At 59.7% G+C, this 20,350-nt stretch carries 17 protein-coding genes; 6 read left to right on the top strand and 11 right to left on the bottom strand.

Annotation, left to right across the window (positions count from 1 at the left end; all coding sequences use genetic code 11):
- Nucleotides 1-80: 80 nt before the first annotated feature.
- The gene (locus RO069_RS14735) at nt 81-1,670 is read right to left on the bottom strand and encodes a diguanylate cyclase (protein ID WP_328188507.1); all 1,590 of its coding nucleotides are present in this window, start codon (nt 1,668-1,670) and stop codon (nt 81-83) included.
- Nucleotides 1,671-2,170: 500 nt separating this feature from the next.
- On the opposite strand from RO069_RS14735, the gene RO069_RS14730 reads away from it, so the two are divergent.
- On the top strand, nt 2,171-2,794 hold the full coding sequence (locus RO069_RS14730) for a QsdR family transcriptional regulator (RefSeq protein ID WP_328188505.1): 624 nt from the start codon (nt 2,171-2,173) through the stop codon (nt 2,792-2,794).
- A gap of 192 nt (nt 2,795-2,986) precedes the next feature.
- Here RO069_RS14730 and RO069_RS14725 read toward each other — a convergent pair whose 3' ends face one another.
- The 8 genes from RO069_RS14725 to RO069_RS14690 all read right to left on the bottom strand — a co-directional run bounded on the left by RO069_RS14725 (nt 2,987) and on the right by RO069_RS14690 (nt 13,742).
- Entirely contained in the window at nt 2,987-3,736 is a 750-nt protein-coding gene (locus tag RO069_RS14725) for an SDR family NAD(P)-dependent oxidoreductase (protein ID WP_328188510.1), read from the bottom strand.
- A gap of 142 nt (nt 3,737-3,878) precedes the next feature.
- Nucleotides 3,879-4,265 (bottom strand): hotdog fold thioesterase, encoded by a 387-nt coding sequence (locus RO069_RS14720; protein WP_442915376.1) that lies wholly within the window; start codon nt 4,263-4,265, stop codon nt 3,879-3,881.
- Nucleotides 4,266-4,429: 164 nt separating this feature from the next.
- Nucleotides 4,430-5,845, bottom strand: coding sequence for an aldehyde dehydrogenase family protein (locus RO069_RS14715; RefSeq protein WP_328188502.1), 1,416 nt, complete (start codon nt 5,843-5,845; stop codon nt 4,430-4,432).
- A gap of 53 nt (nt 5,846-5,898) precedes the next feature.
- Nucleotides 5,899-7,008, bottom strand: a complete 1,110-nt coding sequence (locus tag RO069_RS14710; protein ID WP_328188500.1) for a Zn-dependent alcohol dehydrogenase — start codon at nt 7,006-7,008, stop codon at nt 5,899-5,901.
- 47 nt (nt 7,009-7,055) lie between these two features.
- A complete protein-coding gene (locus tag RO069_RS14705) occupies nt 7,056-8,858 on the bottom strand; it encodes an acyl-CoA dehydrogenase (protein ID WP_328188498.1) in 1,803 nt (600 codons plus the stop codon).
- Nucleotides 8,859-9,238: 380 nt separating this feature from the next.
- Complete coding sequence (locus RO069_RS14700) at nt 9,239-10,423, bottom strand: acetyl-CoA C-acyltransferase (protein ID WP_328188497.1); 1,185 nt, start codon at nt 10,421-10,423, stop codon at nt 9,239-9,241.
- A 146-nt stretch (nt 10,424-10,569) separates the two neighbouring features.
- Nucleotides 10,570-12,666: a 3-hydroxyacyl-CoA dehydrogenase NAD-binding domain-containing protein gene (locus RO069_RS14695; protein ID WP_328188495.1), complete on the bottom strand. Its 2,097-nt coding sequence runs from the start codon at nt 12,664-12,666 to the stop codon at nt 10,570-10,572.
- Nucleotides 12,667-12,947: 281 nt separating this feature from the next.
- Complete coding sequence (locus tag RO069_RS14690) at nt 12,948-13,742, bottom strand: IclR family transcriptional regulator (protein WP_328188509.1); 795 nt, start codon at nt 13,740-13,742, stop codon at nt 12,948-12,950.
- A 970-nt stretch (nt 13,743-14,712) separates the two neighbouring features.
- On the opposite strand from RO069_RS14690, the gene RO069_RS14685 reads away from it, so the two are divergent.
- The 5 genes from RO069_RS14685 to RO069_RS14665 all read left to right on the top strand — a co-directional run bounded on the left by RO069_RS14685 (nt 14,713) and on the right by RO069_RS14665 (nt 17,960).
- A complete protein-coding gene (locus RO069_RS14685; RefSeq protein ID WP_328188494.1) occupies nt 14,713-16,071 on the top strand; it encodes a hypothetical protein in 1,359 nt (452 codons plus the stop codon).
- 183 nt (nt 16,072-16,254) lie between these two features.
- The gene (locus RO069_RS14680; RefSeq protein ID WP_328188492.1) at nt 16,255-17,001 is read left to right on the top strand and encodes a hypothetical protein; all 747 of its coding nucleotides are present in this window, start codon (nt 16,255-16,257) and stop codon (nt 16,999-17,001) included.
- Nucleotides 17,002-17,144: 143 nt separating this feature from the next.
- Nucleotides 17,145-17,378: a DUF2281 domain-containing protein gene (locus RO069_RS14675; protein ID WP_328188490.1), complete on the top strand. Its 234-nt coding sequence runs from the start codon at nt 17,145-17,147 to the stop codon at nt 17,376-17,378.
- Complete coding sequence (locus tag RO069_RS14670) at nt 17,375-17,725, top strand: type II toxin-antitoxin system PemK/MazF family toxin (RefSeq protein WP_328188488.1); 351 nt, start codon at nt 17,375-17,377, stop codon at nt 17,723-17,725. The genes RO069_RS14675 and RO069_RS14670 overlap by 4 nt, the downstream gene beginning before the upstream one ends.
- A gap of 37 nt (nt 17,726-17,762) precedes the next feature.
- Nucleotides 17,763-17,960, top strand: coding sequence for a DUF2283 domain-containing protein (locus RO069_RS14665; RefSeq protein WP_328188486.1), 198 nt, complete (start codon nt 17,763-17,765; stop codon nt 17,958-17,960).
- 27 nt (nt 17,961-17,987) lie between these two features.
- Here the strand turns inward: RO069_RS14665 and RO069_RS14660 are convergent, their stop codons facing one another.
- Together RO069_RS14660 and RO069_RS14655 are read right to left on the bottom strand one after the other, a co-directional pair.
- A complete protein-coding gene (locus RO069_RS14660) occupies nt 17,988-19,124 on the bottom strand; it encodes an acyl-CoA dehydrogenase family protein (protein ID WP_328188484.1) in 1,137 nt (378 codons plus the stop codon).
- Between the two features lie 11 nt (nt 19,125-19,135).
- A complete protein-coding gene (locus RO069_RS14655; RefSeq protein WP_328188482.1) occupies nt 19,136-20,347 on the bottom strand; it encodes an acyl-CoA dehydrogenase family protein in 1,212 nt (403 codons plus the stop codon).
- Between the last annotated feature and the right edge of the window lie 3 nt (nt 20,348-20,350).

Genomic DNA, 20,350 nt, shown 5'->3' with positions numbered 1-20,350 from the left:
AGGAGCTGGCACGGCTGGGCGAGCGGCTGCGTGAACTGGTCTCACAGTTCCGGGTGTAGCCGCTACCCGCCAGGGGTGGTTCAGGCGGTGTCCTGAACCAACACCCGATTGCGGCCCGCTTCCTTGGCCCGATACAGGGCCCGGTCAGCCATCTTGAACAGGTTTTCCCGATCCGAGGCGTGATCGGGAACCACCGCCAGTCCGGCGGAAAACGTCAGGTTCCCGGGTTCGCCGGCTCCGAAATCCAGTTCAGAGAAGGCCGTCAGCAACCGTTCGATAACCTCCCGGCCCCGGGTGGCATCCAGCCCTGGCAACACCAGTACGAACTCCTCTCCCCCGAAACGGGCGGCCACGTCGTGCTTACGACTGCCTTCCTGCAGCAGCCGGGCAAGCGCGACCAGAATCCGGTCGCCCACATCGTGCCCCCAGTTGTCGTTCACCTGCTTGAAATGGTCCAGATCCATGACGCAGAAACTCAGGGGCTGCTGTTCCCGCAGTGCCCGGGGAATCTCCCGCTCCAGTACCTCGTCCAGCCAGCGGCGGTTGTACAGTCCGGTCAGGGGATCCCGGATGGATTCCTCCTTCAGGGCCCGGCGCAGGGCCTCGTTGTCGGCAAGCTGCTGTCGCAGGGAATCTTCCACCGCCTTGAGCTCGGTGACATCCCGGAAGCCATAGACGTACCCCTTCACCTGATTACGACGGTTCCTGAGTTCGGTTCGCCGGACATTCAAGTCCCAGTGCCTGCCATCCTCGCCGTCCGATGATGCCAGGGTGAACTCCTCGGCCGGGGGGCCTTCCTGAAACAGATCCGGCAACGCTTGCTGCAATACAACACCCCGGGAAACATCCACCCCGGCCATTGAGAACATCTCCTGCGCCGCCGGATTACGGTCCAGTAGACGCCCACGGGTATCGGTGACCAGCACCCCGTCCGCCATTCGTTCGAACACCAGGGAGCGGGCGACCGGCATCAGATCGAGAAACCCTTCCCGGCGGATGTTGAGCGCCATGATCAGGGACGCCACCACAAACCCGAACGGGCTGAGATCCAGTTTGCCCCAGGACTCCGGCATCCACTGCATGATGGTCACCACATTCATCACCAGCACCACCGTATTCCCTGCCAGGAACAATAACGCCTGGCGACGGTACTGGGGGTTCTGGATAGCAAAGCGGATCAGCAGAGAATAGGCGATGAACATCAGGATGTACGAGTAAAGGGCATGCAGCCAGAACGCCGGCCCACCCTTGAAGGTGTTCTTGCCGCCAGGCTCAAAGCCTCCCATGAACCACTGGTGTCCCATACCCTCAGTGAAATTGGCGATCATGCACAGCACCGGAATCACTGACAGCAATGCAATGAAACGGGGGCCAATTCGCTGCCGGTAGCCCGTATACTGCAATACGAAGATGATCAGGGCCGCCGGCAGAACCACCACACCCACGAACATCAGGCGGAACCAGAATAGCGGGTCGTTGAACAGGGTTGGAACCACGTCGGGGTGACGAACATGCAGAATCAGCAGGGCGTAGCAGAACGTCCACCAGCTCAGCCCGCCCATCAACACGGCGATGGCAGGAGCAGTGCGAACCTCCCGCCGGTGCCAGGCAAAGATCATCATACCCAGCGTCACCAGACAGGACACAAACAGTGCCGTAACGAACAGCATTCCACCCGCTCCCTAGTGTCCCTTAATATAAGTTCGCAGCGTTTCAGCGTGCCATACAAAGCCCTTGGCGAGGCGCGGTTCGCCGGGAATGGCCGGAGCCCTTGCCAAGAGCCGCAACACTGCCAGGGGCTTTGTATGGCGCGCCCTTCGGGAGGCTGTGTCAGGCCTTGCTACGGTGTTGGGTCCCTTGGCAATAGAACCACTATTCCCGGCGGAACGCGCCTTGTAGTAAGGCCTGACACAGCCTCTGAAATGCTGCGAACTTATGTTAAGGGACACTAACTTCATGGCCAAATTGCCAAATGGATTGTTGTTTTTATGTTGAATATGCTGGAAAGTCGTACTCATTTACGAGACGTTACCGGTGAAGGTATCGTCCAAAAATAGAGCGCTGGCTCTATTTCAACAGAAACATGTAGTATATGTAACAAAAACAATGTCAAAAAAGGTAGCGACGCCAGCGCGTTTGACGCCTTTTTAGTGCCAGAAGTGAGACCTCCGTGGCAGTTACACATTCTCCGCTACAGCGCGAACTCCAAAAGACCCGCAAGCGCTCTTCCGGAGCCACTCCGGAAGATGCGTTCTACAAGGCCCGTCGCATCTGGCTCAAGGGAGAGCGGCTCCATCTGGCTGACCTGGCGGAGGAACTGGGCATTGGCCGTGCCACCCTGTTCCGCTGGGTCGGCAACAAGGATCTGCTGCTTGGCGATATCCTCTGGTCGCTCTACCTGCCAATCCGCAATTCCATCGTCGCGTCCACATCCGGCACCGGTGTCGATTTCATTGTCGAAGTCTATCGGCGGATCAACATCGAACTGATAACCGCTAAACCGTTGCAGGAGTTCGTCAAGCAGGACCCGGAACATGCCCTCCGGGTACTCACGTCGTCCGCCTCGACCATGCACGGACGGGTGGTGGAAGTGAACACGGTCATGATCCAGGATCAGATCGACAAGGGTTACCTGGAAAGGCCACCGATGCGAGTGGAAAGCCTGTCCTACTTCATGGTTCGTCTGGCTGAATCCTGCCTGTACTCCGATGTCATCCTCGGTCGCAAACCGAATATCGAGGAAGTGGAGGAAGCCTGCCTGGCGGTGCGGATACTGCTTGGGGGCAAGCCCTGAGAGCATGCCCCTCAGGTCGGCAGGGTGTTTCGGGACACGCCGTCAATCCATCCATGGAGGCTCTTCAAAAACGTCCCTGTTTTTGAAGGTCCCGAAACACCCTGCCGACCTGAGGGCCCCCGAGTTCTGTCATTGACGATTGCAGCCAGGACAGATCAAGCCTGTGGTCATCATCCACATCGGGAAAAGGCATCACATATTGGAACGGTGCTGGGCTCCATCCACGGGAATACAGGCTCCGGTGACCCAGCTTGCGGCGTCCGACGCCAGGAACACCGCCACGTTAGCCACCTCTTCCGGTTTGCCGAAACGCCCCCAGGGAATACGCTGCAACGTGCTGTGATAGCGGGGTGAGTTGGCCTTCTCCGCCTTGTCCCAGACGCCCCCCGGAAACTTGATGGAGCCCGGGGCAATGCTGTTGACCCGGATGCCATCGACGCCATGGTCCACCGCCAGCGACTTGGCATAGCTGATCAACGCGGCCTTGGTAGCGGCATAGGGCTGGGTGGTGCCCACCTCGATACCAGAGATGGACGACAGGATGATGATATTGCCGCTGCCGGCTTCCTTCATCCAGGGCAGTACCTTGTCCACGGCGCGCACGGTGGACATCAGGTCCAGGGTGACGTTGGCGTCCCAGGCCTTCAGGTCGTTGCCGGCGCCGAGGGCGGAGACGTTGCTGACCAGGATATCGACACTGCCGAGCTCCCGGCGGGCATTATCCAGGAAAGCGTCAAGGCTGTCCTTGTCGCCGACATCACAGGCTTCCCGGTAGCCATTCACATCCAACGCCTGGATTTCCTTCAGCGTTTCATCCAGCGGTCCTTCACTGCGGGCGCAGATGGCTACGTTAACGCCTTCCGCTGCCAGCGCCAGGGCGATGGAGCGACCAATACCTTTGCTACCGCCGGTGACGACGGCGTTCTTGCCTTTCAGACCCATTTCCACGGGGATAGCTCCTTTATTGTATATATTTGCCACGGAATGGAAGAACACGGAAAGAAAAGATGAAAAGATTTCGTGGCTGATAACGTCTTTATCTTTTGCTTTTTCCGTGTTCTTCCGTGGATTCCGTGACCAACCCTTAAAGATTAATGACCGCCATGGTGATGCGGGATACGCACACCAGCTTGCCGTCCTCGGTCTCGATGCGGATCTCCCAGACCTGGGTGGAACCACCAATGTGCAGCGGACGGGCGGTACCATGGACCCAGCCGGACCTGACCGAGCGAACGTGGTTGGCATTGATCTCCAGACCCACACCCGCGGTGCCCTCTTTCCTCACGCAATGGTTGGCCGCGACACTCCCAAGGGTTTCCGCCAGCACCACGGAAGCCCCGCCGTGCAGAATGCCGAAGGGCTGCACGGTGCGCTTGTCCACGGGCATACGGGCGCTGATAAAGTCATCACCCGCCTCCGTAAACTCGATACCCATGTTCTCCACGGCGGTGTTCCTGACCCGCTCCTGCATGCTTTCCACGGTGGGGATGGTGGTCCAGATACTGCTCACTGATCGTTCCTCTTTTTACTGGAGGGTTGAAGGATGGTTCGGGTACACAACGTAAAACGGGCACTCCCCGGCGGGAAATGCCCGTATTTCGTTAGCCTTCTATATTTACCCCGAAGGGCAGGCTATTACAACTGCAGGGCGCGAACCTCGAGGAACTCCTCCAGGCCCCACTTGCCGAACTCACGACCAACGCCGGAGTGGCCAAAGCCGCCGAACGGCGCCAGCGGGTTGAAGGCACCACCGTTGACGAACACCTGACCGGTGCGCATCTTGCCGGCGATTTTCTTCGCCTTTTCCTGATCGCCGGAGAAAACCGCACCGGACAGGCCGTACTCCGTGCCGTTGGCAATGCGGATCGCCTCTTCCTCGGTCTCGTAGGGAATGATGCACAGTACCGGACCGAAGATTTCCTCCTGGGCGATGCGGCTGTCAGGCTTGACGTTACCGAACACCGTGGCCTTGACGAAGTATCCGTCTTCCAGACCTTCCGGCGCCTCGGCACCGCCGGCCACCAGGGTGGCACCTTCCTCGATGCCCAGCTTGATATAGTCACGCACCTTGTTCAGCTGGTCTGCGGACGCCAGCGGGCCCAGACGGGTGTTTTCATCCATCGGATCGCCCGGGGTCATGGCAGCGGCAACGGCACCGGCGATTTCACAGGCCTCATCATGCTGGTCCTTGTGCACCAGCATGCGGGTCAGCGCGGTACAGGTCTGGCCACTGTTCAGCAGGCAGTTGGTCATGGTGCCCTTGACGGAAGCCTTCAGATCCGCGTCCGGCAGGATGATGGAGGCTGACTTGCCACCCATTTCCAGCGCATACCGCTTGAAGTCGTCCGCCGCGGCGTGGGCGATCAGGTGACCGGTACGGGTGGAGCCCGTGAAGGATACCATGCGCACTTTCGGGTGTTTGATCAGGGTGTCGCCCACTTCCTGGCCGAGACCACAGACCATGTTGAACACGCCCTTGGGCAGATCGGTGCCATCCAGGATCTCAGCCAGAATGAAGGCACTCTGCGGGGAAACTTCACTGGGCTTGAGCACGATGGTGCAACCCGCAGCCAGTGCCGGTACCACTTTCAGGATCACCTGGTGCAGCGGGTAGTTCCAGGGGGTGATACAGCCCACCACGCCCACCGGCGCGTACTGCACCTCGGAGTTTCCGGACTGCTCGGTAAACGGGTAGTCCGGCAGCATGTCCAGGTAGGTTTCGGTGACCTTGATGGGCATACCGGCCTGGATCATACCGGCCAGCTTGATGGGCATACCCACTTCTTTGGACACCGCCTGGGCGATTTCCGGTGCCCGTTTCTGCAGGCCCTCGTGCAGCTGCTTTATCACCTTGATGCGCTGCTCAAGCGGAGTTTCACTCCAGCTGTCAAAGGCGGCCTCGGCGGCGTCGATGGCCTGCTCCATGGCAGCCCGGTCAGAGGACGGTACTTTGGCAATCACCTCGCCGTGGGTACCTTCATGCACATCGATGGTCTCGCCGGACCAGTCGACCCATTGGCCGTTGATGTAGTTCTTGCTCAGGTTGTTCATTCGTTGTGCTCCTTATCGGGAGTCGCTTTTGTTGAATGCTCAGGCCACAGGCGTTAGTCGAAAATGATCACGCCACGGGCGTTCTTGCCTTCCAGCATGTCCTCGAAAGCCTGCGGTGCCTCGTCGATGCTGTAGGTCTGGGTAATCAGCTCATCCAGTTTCAGGCGATTGGCCTTGTACAGGTTGAGGATTTTCGGGAAATCGTACTGTGGCCGGGCGGAACCCAGCCAGCTGCCCTTGAGGGTACGCTCATCCGCCGGCAGGGCGAAGGTGCTAATGGAGGTCTTGTCCTTCATGTCGGCAACGCCGACCACCACCACGGTACCGGCACGGCCCAGGGCCTTGTAGGCCTGTTCCACCACCTTGCCATTGCCGACGCATTCGAAGGCATAGTCCACGCCACCAGCGCTCAGTTTCTTGATGGCCTTGCTGACGTCTTCCACCTCATTGATGTTGATGGTGTGGGTGGCGCCGAACTCTCTGGCCATCTCCAGCTTCTTCTCGTTGGTGTCCACCGCAATGACCATTTCGGCACCGGCGGTGACACAACCCTGGATGGCGTTCAGACCCACACCACCGATGCCAAATACGGCGGCCCGGGAACCCGGCTCCAGGTCCGCGGTATTGAACACTGCACCGACACCGGTAATCACGGCACAGCCCACCAGGGCCGCGCTGGGCAGTGACACGCCTTCATCGATCTTCACACAGTTGTCTTCGTGCAGGGTGGCATACTCGGCCATGACACCGCAGGCGCCGAACACGTACAGGTCCTCGCCATCCTTGCCGTGGGTACGAACGGTACCGTCCGGAAGGGTCACCATGGACTTCTTGGCGTTCTCGCACAGCACCGGGCGACCCCGGACGCAGTTGCGGCACTTGCCACACATGGTGATGAAGGTGCTGACCACGTAATCGCCCTCTTTCAGGTCGGTCACGCCCTCGCCCACATCCACCACCACACCGGCGGCTTCATGGCCAACCACCAGGGGCGGCGGGTACTGGATCTTGCCCGTGGTGGCGGAATGGTCACTGTGGCAGACACCACAGGCGGCCACCTTGATGGTGACCTCGCCCCGCTTGGGGGGATCCACGGTGATGGTTTCCACCTGAACAGGCTTGCCCCATTCGCGGCAAACAACAGCTTTCGCCTGACGGCTCATGGTGTATCTCTCCTGTTTGATAAGTCTTTACGGTCGAAAAAAACAGGTCAGAAGCTTTCCGCTTCCATATCCAGGGCAGAGGTATCCACCTCTCCCAGCAATTGGGCCAGCCCATGGACCCTGGGCAATTCGTAACGGCTGAAGAAATCGCAGGCCTTCAGCTTGCCCCGGTAAAATGCTTCCGGTTGCGGGCCACCGTTATCCAGTGCACTGGATGCCACCAGGCCCTGACGCAGCCAGAGCCAGCCCACCACCATATGTCCGAAGGCTTCAAGATACAGGGACGCGTTGGCGAGCGCACGTTCCACCTGCCCCTCCTTCCTGATCGCCTGGATTTTATCGGTTGCCTCAGTCAACAGACTCACCGTTTCCTCGAGACGACGGGCATTGTCCGCCAGCCGCTCATGGGAGCGGGCCTGCTCTATTGTGGCAGCAATGCGACGCAGCAGTTCCTGGTAGTACCGGCCCCCGGCCATGGAAATCTTGCGACCAAGCAGGTCCATGCCCTGGATGCCATGGGTGCCCTCGTGGATCGGGTTCAGGCGGTTGTCCCGGTAGAACTGCTCCACCGGATATTCCCGGGTATAACCATAGCCACCGTGCACCTGGATCGCCAGACTGTTGGCCTCCAGGCAGAACTGGGACGGCCAGGACTTGATCAGCGGGGTCAGCAGGTCCAGCAGGCCGGCGGCCATGTCGCGTTCTTCGTCGGTTTTCGCCACCTTCTTCTCGTCCACCAGCCTTGAGCCCTGCAGGGCCAGGGACAGTCCGCCTTCCACATAGGCTTTCATGGTCAGCAGCATGCGGCGGATATCGGCATGCTCGATCAGCGGTACCTGGGGCGACTCCGGGTCCTTGTTGCCAACGGGACGGCCCTGGCGGCGTTCGCGGGCGTATTCCAGGGCATGCAGGTAACCGGTATAGCCCAGCATCACCGAACCCAGGCCCACGCCGATGCGGGCCTCGTTCATCATGTGGAACATGGCCGCCAGGCCGTTATGGGGCTCGCCCACCAGGTAGCCAACGGCACCATCCTTCTCGCCAAAGTTGAGCATGGTGGAGGTGGTGCCCCGGTAGCCCATCTTGTGGATCAGCCCGGCCAGCGCCACATCGTTGCGCTCGCCCAGACTCCCGTCCCCGTTGACCAGGAACTTGGGCACGATGAACAGGGAGATGCCCTTCACGCCGGGAGGGGCATCCGGCAGCCTTGCCAGCACCATGTGGACGATGTTGTCGCTCAGCTCATGGTCGCCGGCGGAAATAAAGATCTTGTTGCCCTTGAGGCGATAACTGCCATCGCCAGCCGGTTCCGCCCGGGTACGCAGATCGCCCAGGGAGGAGCCGGAATGGGGCTCGGTCAGGCACATGGTGCCGAAGAAGCGGCCGCTGAGCATGGGTTCGGCGTAGCGGATCTTCTGCTCATCGCTGCCCTGGGTCAGGATCAGGTTGGCTGCGGCGATGGTCAGGCCGGCATAGGCCTGGGTACCGACGTTGGCGCCCTTGAGCAGACCCACGCACATCTGGCCCACGGCACTGGGCAACTGCATCCCGCCCCGCTCAAAATCCTGGGTGGCCGCCAGCAGCCCGGTTTCCTTCAGGACATCCAGCGCCTTTCTGACTTCCGGGCGCATCACCACCTGACCATTCTCGAAGGTCGGCTCTTCCTCGTCCACGGCACGGGCGTGGGGCGCGAACTCTTCCGCCGCCACTTTCAGGGCCAGGTCCAGGGCGGCCTGGAGGGTTTCGCGACTGTGGTCGGAGTAACGGTCGTACTGTAGGAAATCTTCGACCTGGTGGAGTTCGAAGAGCTGGAATTCCAGGTCCTGGGTGTTGATGATGTTCTGTTGCACTGCTGAATGCCCTTTAAAAAAGCTGGAGACATGCATCCCCTCTCCCCAACGAGGGGTGAAGGGGGTTAAAGCGAAGCATCGCTTCGCCCCCCTGAACGCCCTTGGCCTCTGGACAAGGGCCGGGGCGCGGAGCGGGGCCAGGGAGAGGGGGAGCGCCCGCAGGGCGCCAGAAGCCTGACAAAGACTCCCGCCTCAGCCAGCTCACGCCAGTACTGAAAACGATGCGAACCCGGAGTCGCCTGCCCCACCCTCTCCCCAACCCTCTCCCGTCGAGGGAGAGGGGGTAAAAGCGGAGTCCCCCTCACACTCGGTGACCATCAGCCATCGAGTCCATAAAAAAGGGGGCGAACTCTCGCCCGCCCCCTCTCTTATTCGCCTGCTCAGACTACCTCGAACAGGCCGGCAGCACCCTGGCCGCCGCCGATGCACATGGTGACCACCACGTACTTGGCACCGCGGCGCTTGCCTTCAATCAGCGCGTGGCCGGTCAGGCGGGAGCCGGTGACACCATAGGGGTGACCCACGGCGATGGAGCCACCATTCACGTTCAGTTTTTCCATGGGGATACCCAGACGGTCACGGCAGTACACGACCTGGGAGGCGAAGGCTTCGTTCAGCTCCCACAGGTCGATGTCGTCCATGGTCAGGCCGTTACGCTCCAGCAGGCGCGGGATGGCGAAGACCGGGCCGATACCCATCTCGTCCGGCTCACAGCCGGCAACCGCGAAGCCGCGGAAGATACCCATCGGTTCGATGTTGTTCTTCTCGGCGTAGGTGCTGTTCATCACGGTGCACACGGAGGCGCCGTCGGACAGCTGGGAGGCGTTGCCGGCGGTGACGAAGTTGCCCTCACCACGGACCGGGTCCAGGCCCTGCAGGCCTTCCAGGGTGGTGTTCGGGCGGTTGCACTCATCCTTGGTCAGGGTGACGTCTTTCTCGCTGACCTCACCGGTTTCCTTGTCCTTCACCAGCATGGTGGCGTCGTAGGGCACGATCTCGTCGTCGAACTTGCCGGATTCCTGGCCAGCGGCGGTGCGCTGCTGGGAGATCAGGGCATACTCGTCCTGGGCCTCGCGACTGACGTTGTAGCGCTGGGCCACGATGTCAGCGGTCTCGATCATGGACAGGTACAGCTCCGGCTTGTTCTTCATCAGCCACTCGTTGGTGGCCTTGAACTGGTTGAGCTTGTCGTTCTGCACCAGGGAGATGGACTCAACACCACCGGCGACGATGGCAGGCACCTTCTCGGAGACCACACGCTGGGAAGCGATGGCGATGGACTGCAGGCCGGAGGAGCAGAAACGGTTGATGGACAGACCAGCCGTGGTCACCGGCAGACCGGCGCGGATTGCCGCCAGGCGGGCCATGTTCTTGCCCTGGGCCCCTTCGTGGAAGGTGGCGCCGAGGATCACGTCCTCAACGATATTCGGGTCGAGACCAGCGCGCTCGACGGCATGCTTGATGACGTGACCAGCGATATCAACGCTGTGGCTGTTGTTCAGCGCGCCCCGGTAGGACTTGCCCAGACCGGTACGGGCGGTGGAGACGATAACTGCATCAGACATGGATGTGTCCTCTTTGAATAGAGTCAGCTGCGGGACGGAACTCAGGGTTGGCCATCAAGTTGGACGAACTGGCCAAGCCTGCGTTTTGCCTCCCCTCTCCCCAACGAGGGAGAGGGGAGGCGATGCCGCAGCGAATCAGTATTGGCTTACAGGTCGCCGAACTTCTTGTTCTCGGCTACCAGCTTTTCCAGCAGCGGAGACGGCTCCCACTGCTTGCCGCCCACCTCTTTGTGGTACTTCTTCACCGCGTCCAGGATCTTGTCCAGGCCGATCTGGTCGGCCCAGAACATGGGGCCACCGCGATAGGCCGGGAAGCCGTAGCCGTAGATCCAGGTGATGTCGATATCCAGGGAACGGTCGGCGATGCCCTCTTCCAGGATCTTGGCGCCTTCGTTGATCATCACGTACATGCAGCGCTCGAGGATTTCCTGGTCGGTCACCTCACGGGGCGTGATGCCCTGCTCCTTGCGGAACTCGGCGATGATCTCTTCCACTTCCGGATCCGGGATCGGCTTGCGGTTGCCTTCCTCATATTTGTAGGTACCGGCCATGGTCTTCTGACCCAGGCGGCCCTTCTCGACAAGCTTGTCCATCCAGCTCGGCGGTACGTTCTCGCCGGCCTTGCGACGCTCCTCGCGGATGCTGTGGCCGATGTCGATACCCGCCAGGTCGCCCATGGCGAACTGCCCCATGGGGAAGCCCAGGTCGGTCAGCACCTTGTCCACCTGCTCCGGCTTGGCGCCGTCGTCCACCAGAGCCATGGCTTCCGCACCACGCTTGTGCAGCATGCGGTTGCCCACGAAGCCGTGGCAGTTGCCAACCAGTACGCCCACCTTCTTGATGCGCTTGGCCAGGTTCATGGCGGTGGCCTTGACGTCGTCGGCGGTTTTCTCACCACGGACGATTTCCAGCAGCTTCATGACGTTGGCCGGGCTGAAGAAGTGCAGGCCGATCACGTCTTCCGGACGCTTGGTGGCGGAAGCAATCTCGTCGATGTCCAGGGTGGAGGTGTTGGAGGCCAGGATGGCACCCGGCTTACACTTCTCGTCCAGCTCGCTGAAGATGCTCTTCTTGATGTCCATGCGCTCGAATACGGCTTCGATCACCAGGTCGACATCGGCGAAATCGTCGTAGGTGAGGGTGCCGTTGATCAGGCTCATGCGCTCTTCCACCTGCTCCATGGTCAGGCGGCCTTTCTTGGCGGTGTTCTCGTAGTTCTTGCGGATGATCGCCAGGCCCTTGTCCAGGGCTTCCTGCTTCACTTCCGCGATGGTAACGGGGATGCCGACGTTGGCGAAGTTCATGGCGATACCGCCGCCCATGGTGCCGGCACCGATAACACCCACGGTCTTGATATCACGGATCGGGGTGTCTTTCGGCAGGCCGGGAACCTTGGAAACTTCACGCTCGGCGAAGAAGGAGTGAATCAAGCCGGCACGCTGGTCGGATTCCATCAACTCACCGAACAGTTCACGCTCACGCTTCATGCCGTCCTCGAAGGAGGCGGAGGTAAAGGCGGCTTCCACCGCATCGGCACACTTGAGGGGGGCGATCAGGCCACGGGCCTTTTTCTTCAGGCCTTCGCGGAACTGGTTGAAAACGTCACTGCCCTTCTCGGCTTCCAGCTTGTCGTTCAGTTCGCTGACACGGCGCACCGGCTTGCCTTCGTCAATGACCTTCTGGGCGAAGGCCAGGCCAGCGGCCTTTACGTCTTCGTTATCGGCCACTTCGTCGACGATGCCCAGCTCAGCGGCATTCTTCGCGGCGACGAACTCGCCAGAGGTAATCATTTCCAGGGATTTCTGGGCACCGGCCAGGCGCGGCAGGCGCTGGGTACCACCGGCACCCGGCAGCAGACCGAGCTTCACTTCCGGCAGACCTACCTTGGCGCTGGGTACGGCAACGCGGTAATGGCAACCCAGGGCCACTTCCAGACCACCACCCAGGGCAGTACCGTGGATCGCGGCAACAACAGGCTTGTCTGTGGCTTCGATGAAGTTGACCACCTCCGGCAGACCCGGCTCCTGCATGGGCTTGCCGAACTCACGAATGTCTGCACCGGCAATAAAGGTGCGACCATCACATACGATGAGGAGAGCCTTGGCGTCCGCATCATTACGACCCTGCTCGATGGCGCCCTGGATGCCGGAACGTACGGCGTGGCTCAGCGCGTTCACCGGCGGGTAGTTGACGGTGATAACGCCGATGGCGCCTTCGCGGTTATAGGTTACGACGTCGGACATAGATCCTCCTTGCGCAAACATGGAATGGAGTTTTATTAAGCGAAACAGACCGGAGATTTAATACAAGTTTGCGGAATGTTTCAACCTTGACTGGCTAAATGGCGACCAGACTGTCTTGGGGAAAATGATTGTACGCCTGATGGGGCGGGAGGGGAAAACACGGCGGAGACCGAAAGAATCGAATCAAGGAGAGTGAGGGATGGACCGGGAAACAGCAGGGCTGCACGCAGCTATCGGCGGACATCCCCTCTCCCTCCAGGGGAGAGGGGAGCACAAAGCGTCTACACTCCGAGGGACTCGATATCACTCGCCAGCATCGCCAGCTGGTGGGCGATGGAACTGCGCAGCTTGTCACCGGACACCAGGTAGGAAGGGGCCGCGCAGGTCAGGGCCATGGTGGTGCCATCCTGCAGCCGAACCGGAACACCGGCGGCATTGATGTTGCGGTCCCACTCCCCCAGGGTCAGGCAGAAGCCGTGTTCCCGGTAATCTTCCAGGGCGCGCTCCAGGCCTTCCTTCTTTTCCGGCCAGCCTTCGGGGCCATACTTTTCGGCCAGGGCCTCCATCAGGATCTTGCGGCCATCCTCGGTGAGGGAGGACACGTAGGCACGGCCCGCAGCCGTGGTGGCCATGGGCAACTTGAGGCCGATTTCCATGCGCAGCAGGGAGGCCTCCGGCGGCATCCGGTTCTCCACATAGATCATGTGGAGGCGGTCGCGGCAGGTCAGGCCAACAGACATATTATTGCGGCGGGCAAACTCGTCCATGTAGGGCTTGGCCAGCTGTCGCACCTTGAGGTTGGAGACATAGGCATAGCCCAGGGCCAGTACACCGGAGCTGAGCTGGTATTTCTCCAGCACCGGGTTATAGCTGAGGTACCCGAGCTTGGTCAGGGTATAGGTCATGCGGGAAACCGTGGGTTTCGGCAGGCCGGTCAGCCTGGCGATGTCCTGATTGCCCAGGATGACCGAACCCTGACTGAACGCCCGCAGCACATCCAGCCCCCGAGAGAGCGCCTCCACGAACTTGCGATCTTTCTCCGGCTTGTCCGGTGCATCCGGGGACGCTTCGACCAGATCTGCTTTTGTTTTAGTATTCAAGGTCATAGATTCCCGTGCCTCAATATGCCCCATGGCACCCAACCTCCATGCACCAGGCTGGAACACTGTCCAAAGGGCGCCTCCTGTTAATGATGTGAAACTGAACGTCAGAAACCGCGCATTCTACGCACGCTCCCATATTGCTGCCACGACCAGTGCGAAATTCGCATCAAGAAACGGGCCAACGCTGACCCTGTTAATGAAACACGATATCGCAAAGCAACCAACTTACCGGTCATGCTGAAAACGCGCTTCGAAGCTGCGTTTTCGGTATAACGTTCTGCTTTGCGGAACAGCTTAGTTAATTTAGGAACAAGATGCCAACCGCAATTTGGTAACAGAATGCAGGCGATAGAGGAAGGCCCTGGCGATTAAGATTGAAAAATCAGGTAAAACCCCGTGCCACCCGCTTGGGGCGCCTATCGGTAAGGTTGACTTTATCCGGGAGGATGTTTCATTGTGCAACACAATTTCATCAAAAAAGCCGTAAAAAAGTCACCGGGGCTATTGCATGACAAAAAATTTATTCCTACTATCCGGTGGACTGCTAACTGGAAGGCGTCCTGACTGAAGCGGCCAATGGTAGGCTGCAGTTGGAGCAGAGAACAAAAAAAGCATCACGGAAGTGTGACTCTCATCAGACACACGACAAAAAGTGTTGTCCCAGCCCGCAAAGGCTCTTGCCTTTACCGGATTCTCTGCTAAGACTGTACTTGATCATTTGCCCATAACTGCCTTGATTGGATTGCGTTTTGCTCCAGGACAGGCGGGCAGTCGACCAGAACAACCACAGGCTTGCAATGGCCTGACATGAACTGGCCACAGGGATAACAACCGGAGGTTTGAAAGAGCAACAGGGAACAAACACAAGCAAAAACAAGCGCGTAGTAAAGCGTCACTGAGTCCAACAATCGAGTCGATTAGACAAAAATAAGGGTTTAAAACCATGGCACAGAAAAGCAAGATCACATCCCGTCCGATGACCAAGGCACTGGGCACCGCTTCCATCCTGAGCATGGCAATCGCCGGCGCCAACATGGCGAATGCCCTGGAAACAGATTTTGGTGTTGAGTACGAAGCAACTGCCTTCGCAGTAGAAAATGAGGCAGAAAATCCCAGTGCGAACCAGAGTGACACCGATGACGGCTTCGCACATTTGATCCGCCTGAAAGGCAACTTCAAGCACGAGTCCGGCGTATCCCTGATCACCAGCATCGAACTGGCCGGCGACCGCTGGACAGGCGACGGCGGTCGTAACACTCCGGTTGGTAACAACAACAACGGCGCATACAACACGGGCAACAAGGGCGACAACGTCCGTCTCGACCTGGGCTATGTGCAGATTCCGCTGGGTGGCAATATCTTCCGCGTAGGTCGCCAGGCGGCAAACTGGAATAATTGCTTCCTGGTATGTGACGACCGTCGTGACCGCATCAGCGGCATTTTCCCGACTTCAATCGGCACTGCGGTAGCTCTTTACGATCGCCGACAGGACACGAACCCGCTGCAGAATGAAGACGATGGCGACATGGTGGCAGCCGGCCTGATTACCCGAGCCGCTGATATGAACATCGGCCTCCTTTGGGTGCACTGGCTGAAGAACTATGAAGGTGTTGTTTCCACTCCGGCTGTTGAGGGGGCAGGCACACCATATGGCGGCGCGAGCTACGCTCTTCATGATGTACACCTGTTTTCGCCATACGTGAGCGGCAATCTGGGTGACGCCGTGGACTTTGCGGTTGGTTTAAACTACACCACCAACGGCGGCGTTGATGCAGCGGCTACTGAGAATGGCCAATACTTCACCGATGACAGCCTGGCTCAATATGTAAGACTGGGCACTTCCGTGGGCATGGCTGACCTGGACTTCCAATACATTGGCGCCCAGGACGGCGGCCTGATCTCTTCTGGCTTTGACAGCTATGCCAGCGTTGTAAACACCAACCCTGAATCCACTGCAAGCGCAGCGAGCCTCTATCGCTTAGGCGGCACTTTGGGCCTGGAAGACTATGACGAGCAGTTCATTGTTGGTCGCGTTGGCCTGAACCTGACTCCTCAATTCAAGCTCCAAGGTTCTATTGGCCATCTGACCGTGGATAACGGTGACGACGATGACAGCTCCATGGTTTATGACCTGCAAGCTCATTACCAAGTTAATGATGCTGTCAAAACTTGGATTACCGCAGGTTTGATTGCTGACAACGAAGTCGGCTCCCTGTCCGGCAACACTCTGGCAAGCGTAGCTGGCGATTGGGACGAGAATGATGCCATGGCCGTTACCGCCAATCTGTCGGTTGACTTCTAAACCGTCGAGTTAATCTGTTTTTAGCGACCCTAGGGCAGCATGGTATTATCCATGCTGCCTTTTTTGTTTTTGAGGATATCGACCAACATGTTTTACCCCATACGATCTGGTTTTCTACTCACTGCAGCCTCTGCGGTATTTTTACTGACAGCCTGTGTTTCAGACCAACAGGCTCAAGAACAAGTGAATACTGTAGACGATGCTCTTGGTCATGAAGAGCCTGAGTGGAGCACTCCGTTTTGGGAGAGCGGCAACTCCAGCGCCAATGCACGCCCCCAGGCGATATCGTCATCCTCAGTCGCGGCGGCACCCGCCAGTGGCCAACTCCGCACCAACCTGGCCATTATCGGCGCCTCGGACCCGCTGTTCCGGGAAATGGATAACAACGCTGCGGATTACGGTTTCCGACTGATCCCCCGCTCCGAACTGCGGGACGCGATAGCCAATACACCGGCCTGCGACGACACCACCGCCGAAACCTGCGCTGAGGCGCTGGCCGCCTACCCAGGCGCGCGCCTGGTTATCACCGTCAAGAATGGGGATGCCGTGACCATTGTGGATGCCGCCAGTGGTGCCCGCTGGGCGGAAGCCGCACTGACCTCAGGCAAGCGTGGGGATGAACTGCTGGAAATGGCCTCTCAGCGGTCTGACATTGCCCCCTGGGCAATGAAGGCCTTCCAGGCGGATGACGGGCGTCTCTACCTGTCCGCTGGCCGGGCCAACGGCCTGGAAGCCGGTGATGAGCTGGCGGTCCATGAACCCGGCACCCTGGTGCGGGCCCCCAACGGTCAGCCGATCACCTGGCGTGTGGGCGAACGGGTAGGCACCGTCCGCGTGGCCGAACTGTTCGGCAGTGACCTGGCGTCACTGTCCCCGGTGGAAGGTCAGCGCCTGAGCCCGGAGCACGATCTTATCCTGGTGGAAGACTGACCTCCCGGAAACTGGGTTCAGAGTTGGGGTCAGACTCCAGGTTTCCCTCCGGGGAAACAGGGTCGGGCCTCAATCACGCTGAACACACCTATGCTATAGTCGACTAAGTGAATCAAACTTGGTTTCCGGCGAGGGCCAACACTATGCAACTGGATGATCTCGTTTCCAAAGTGAGCCGTTTACCTCCTTCCCGCCAACAGGAGGTTATAGACTTCGTCGCGTTCCTCGAACAGCGCTATGGTAGTTCAACCAATGATGAACAACCGGATTGGTCAGAGAGACAATTCAAAGACATGAGTGCTCAGCAAGCCATGCGAGGTATCGAGGGCGAGCCTGATCTTTACTCAGATGACGACCTCAAGGAACGATGGCAGTGAAACAGCCCGGCCAAATTGCCCTGATGCCGTTTCCATACACGAACCTGGAGCAGAGCAAAAAACGCCCGGTCCTGTTGTTGCGCGAACTGGATAATGCCAAAGATGATTGGCTGGTGTGCATGGTGTCATCGCAGTTACGCCAGGCCGCACCAAAACTGGACTGGGTGCTCGAACCAACCAGTGATGAGTTTCCTCCCTCGGGCCTCAAGGTGGCAAGTGTATTTCGATTATCCCGACTGGCTGTACTCGATGGATCTCTTCTGTTGGGGCAGCTTGGCATGATATCTGACGATCGCCTTAATGACCTGCGTCAGCGACTCGGACGCTGGATTATGAGTGATGCATAGCGGTGCGAGAGGCGTTTGTTGATCGGAGGTTCCGGCCATGAAAATCAAATATTTCCAGGATTCCGATACGCTATACATTGAACTACGCGTAACGGACGTAGCCGAAACTCGTGACCTGGACGAGAATACCATCGTGGATCTGGACCATGAGGGGCAGATCTGCGCGATCACTTTTGAACATGCCAGTCAGCGGACCGACATTCCGGACTTTTCCTTCGAACAGGTCGCTGCGTGACGTTCGCTGCCGGCTTAACCTGCCGGTTCAGGCAGCCGCCTCCCGCCACAACCACTTCCGATGCCACCCGGCATTGCCGGACTGCAGTTCAATGCTGGTCAGCCGCTTGAAATAGTGGCCGATATCCAGCTCATCGGTCATGCCGATACCGCCATGCAACTGCACCGCCTGCTGCCCGACGTAGCGTGCGGCCGGCCCCAGCCTGGCCTTGAGTTTCGAGGCCATCACCACGCGCTGTTCCGGATCGGCGGATGGCCAGCGGGTGGCGGTCTGGGTGAGCAGATTGGCGACGCTGGTGGCGTCAATGTACATATCCGCCATACGGTGCTGGAGCACTTGGAACTCGGCCAGGGCGACGCCGAACTGTTTCCGGGTCCGGGTGTAGGCCACCGTTTTCCTGACCAGGGTTTCCATGATGCCCACGGCCTCCGCCGCCAGCATCAGGATGCCCTCGGCATGGACCTGGCGCACCAGGGAGCCCGCAGTACCCGGCTCTGTTAACTGCTGGGCATGACTCACCGTTACACCGTTGAAGGTCAGGTTGGCGCCCTGGTGGCCATCCATCATGGGGTAGTCGGTGATCTCCAGGCCCGGGGTATCCAGGGGCATCAGGAAGAGCTCAACCCCCATCTTTTCGGTGTCACCGCCGTTGCTGCGGGCGGACACCACCACATGGCTGGCCGACCGGCTGTAGGGTACCGCCACCTTCTCACCGCTGAGCCGATAGCCCGTGCCATCCGGCTCCGCCACTACGCCTACTGCCAGCGGGTTGCCGCGGCCCTGCGCGCCCTCGCTGGCGAATATGACCTGGCTGTCGCCGGATAGAACACCGGCCAGCAACGGCTGACGGTCATCGCCCTGTTCCGCCAGTGCCAGCAGGCGCGTCGCATTCACCACCCCAAGGTACGGCTCGGTGACCAGCCCCTGGCCGAAGCCTTTCATCACGCCGACGGTATCGGAGATCTCACCGCCAAGCCCGCCCTGCCCTTCGGCAAAGGGAATGCCCAGCCAGCCCATGTCGACAAAAGTGCGCCAGTGGTCCGGCGACTGCCCCTGGTGGTGCTGCAGGTTGCGGCGGCGGTCTTCAAAGCGGTACTCGGTACGAATGAAGCGATCAACGCTGTCCGCCAGCATCGCCCGGGTTTCCTGATTGAGGGTACTCATGGTCCGTCTCCTTACCGCAACAGGGATTTGGCGATGATATTCCGCTGGATTTCATTGCTGCCACCGAAGATGGAGGCCGCCCGGTTGTTCAGGTATTTTGGCATCAGCGTCAGTGCGTCGTCATCGCCGATGGGCTCGACGCCGCTACCGACGGTCAGGGCCGCCAGCTGAAGTGCCAGGGACGGCGTACCCGCCACATCGATGCCCAGCTCGGTAATCCGCTGCAGGGTTTCCATGGAGGTAATCTTGATCATGGAACTCATGGGGCCGGACTGGGGCGAGCCCTTCTCCATATCGGCAAACACCTCCTCGGTGGCCTCCAGGGTGTCCACCTCCAGGCTCAGACGGATAAAGCGGTCCTGGAACACGGGATCGTCTGCCAGTACGCCGCCAAAGCCGTCACCGGTGCGGCCCGCCAGTCGACGGATCAGCGCAAGCTCGTGGCGGAACGTGGTGGCAAAAGAGGTACCACCGCCGCGCTCGTGTTCCAGCAGGTACTTGGCCACGGACCAGCCGTCATTCTCCTCGCCGAGGCAACAGTCCACCGGCACCCGGACATCGGTGAAGAACACATCACACTGCTCTGGCACTCCGTCCAGCCCGATGATGGGGCGTATCTCGATGCCAGGGTTGGTCAGGTCCTCGATCAGGAAAAAGCTGATGCCCTGCTGGGGCTTGCCGGCGGACCCGCCAGTGCGTACCAGCAGGAACAGCCGGTTGGCGTGATGGGCATAGGTGGTCCAGGTCTTGGAACCATTGATAACGTAATGGTCGCCGTCCCGATCGGCCCGGCATTTCAGGGACGCCAGGTCGGAGCCGGCATTGGGCTCAGAGTAGCCCTGGGCCCAGAAGTCCTTGCCGGACAGTATGCCCGGCAGGTGCCTGCGCTTCTGCTCGTCGGTACCGTAATGGATGATCGCCGGCCCCACCATGGAAATGCCCTGGGGCAACAGCAGGGGGACGCCTGCCCGCCGGCATTCCTCCTCGAAGATAAGCTGCCGGGGCACGTCCCAGCCGGTGCCACCGTATTCCTCCGGCCAGCGGATGGCGGACCAGCCCTGGCTGTGGAGGATACGGTGCCATTTCATCACCGCATCAAACGGCGGGAAGAAACTGGTAGTCTTGCGGCCGGCTTCCAGGACCTCTTCGTCGGCGTTCTGTTCGATGAAGCGGCGGACTTTCAGGCGGAAGGCGGCGAGTTCTGCCGGGTCTTTGGTGATCATAGA

The sequence above is a fragment of the Marinobacter sp. OP 3.4 genome (genome assembly GCF_036224885.1).
Classification (GTDB): Bacteria; Pseudomonadota; Gammaproteobacteria; order Pseudomonadales; family Oleiphilaceae; genus Marinobacter.
The sequence above is the reverse complement of the archived record's forward strand: the minus strand, read 5'-3'. Positions and strand labels throughout refer to the sequence as shown.

Excerpts from the sequence above, each read along its gene's own strand:
- RO069_RS14715 (WP_328188502.1), bottom strand. The coding sequence starts at position 5,845 with ATGAACAACCTGAGCAAGAACTACATCAACGGCCAATGGGTCGACTGG.
- RO069_RS14660 (WP_328188484.1), bottom strand. The coding sequence starts at position 19,124 with ATGAGTACCCTCAATCAGGAAACCCGGGCGATGCTGGCGGACAGCGTT.
- RO069_RS14710 (WP_328188500.1), bottom strand. The coding sequence starts at position 7,008 with ATGAGCCGTCAGGCGAAAGCTGTTGTTTGCCGCGAATGGGGCAAGCCT.
- RO069_RS14685 (WP_328188494.1), top strand. The coding sequence starts at position 14,713 with ATGGCACAGAAAAGCAAGATCACATCCCGTCCGATGACCAAGGCACTG.
- RO069_RS14665 (WP_328188486.1), top strand. The coding sequence starts at position 17,763 with ATGAAAATCAAATATTTCCAGGATTCCGATACGCTATACATTGAACTA.
- RO069_RS14695 (WP_328188495.1), bottom strand. The coding sequence starts at position 12,666 with ATGTCCGACGTCGTAACCTATAACCGCGAAGGCGCCATCGGCGTTATC.
- RO069_RS14720 (WP_442915376.1), bottom strand. The coding sequence starts at position 4,265 with ATGCAGGAGCGGGTCAGGAACACCGCCGTGGAGAACATGGGTATCGAG.
- RO069_RS14700 (WP_328188497.1), bottom strand. The coding sequence starts at position 10,423 with ATGTCTGATGCAGTTATCGTCTCCACCGCCCGTACCGGTCTGGGCAAG.
- RO069_RS14675 (WP_328188490.1), top strand. The coding sequence starts at position 17,145 with ATGCAACTGGATGATCTCGTTTCCAAAGTGAGCCGTTTACCTCCTTCC.
- RO069_RS14655 (WP_328188482.1), bottom strand. The coding sequence starts at position 20,347 with ATGATCACCAAAGACCCGGCAGAACTCGCCGCCTTCCGCCTGAAAGTC.
- RO069_RS14735 (WP_328188507.1), bottom strand. The coding sequence starts at position 1,670 with ATGCTGTTCGTTACGGCACTGTTTGTGTCCTGTCTGGTGACGCTGGGT.
- RO069_RS14725 (WP_328188510.1), bottom strand. The coding sequence starts at position 3,736 with ATGGGTCTGAAAGGCAAGAACGCCGTCGTCACCGGCGGTAGCAAAGGT.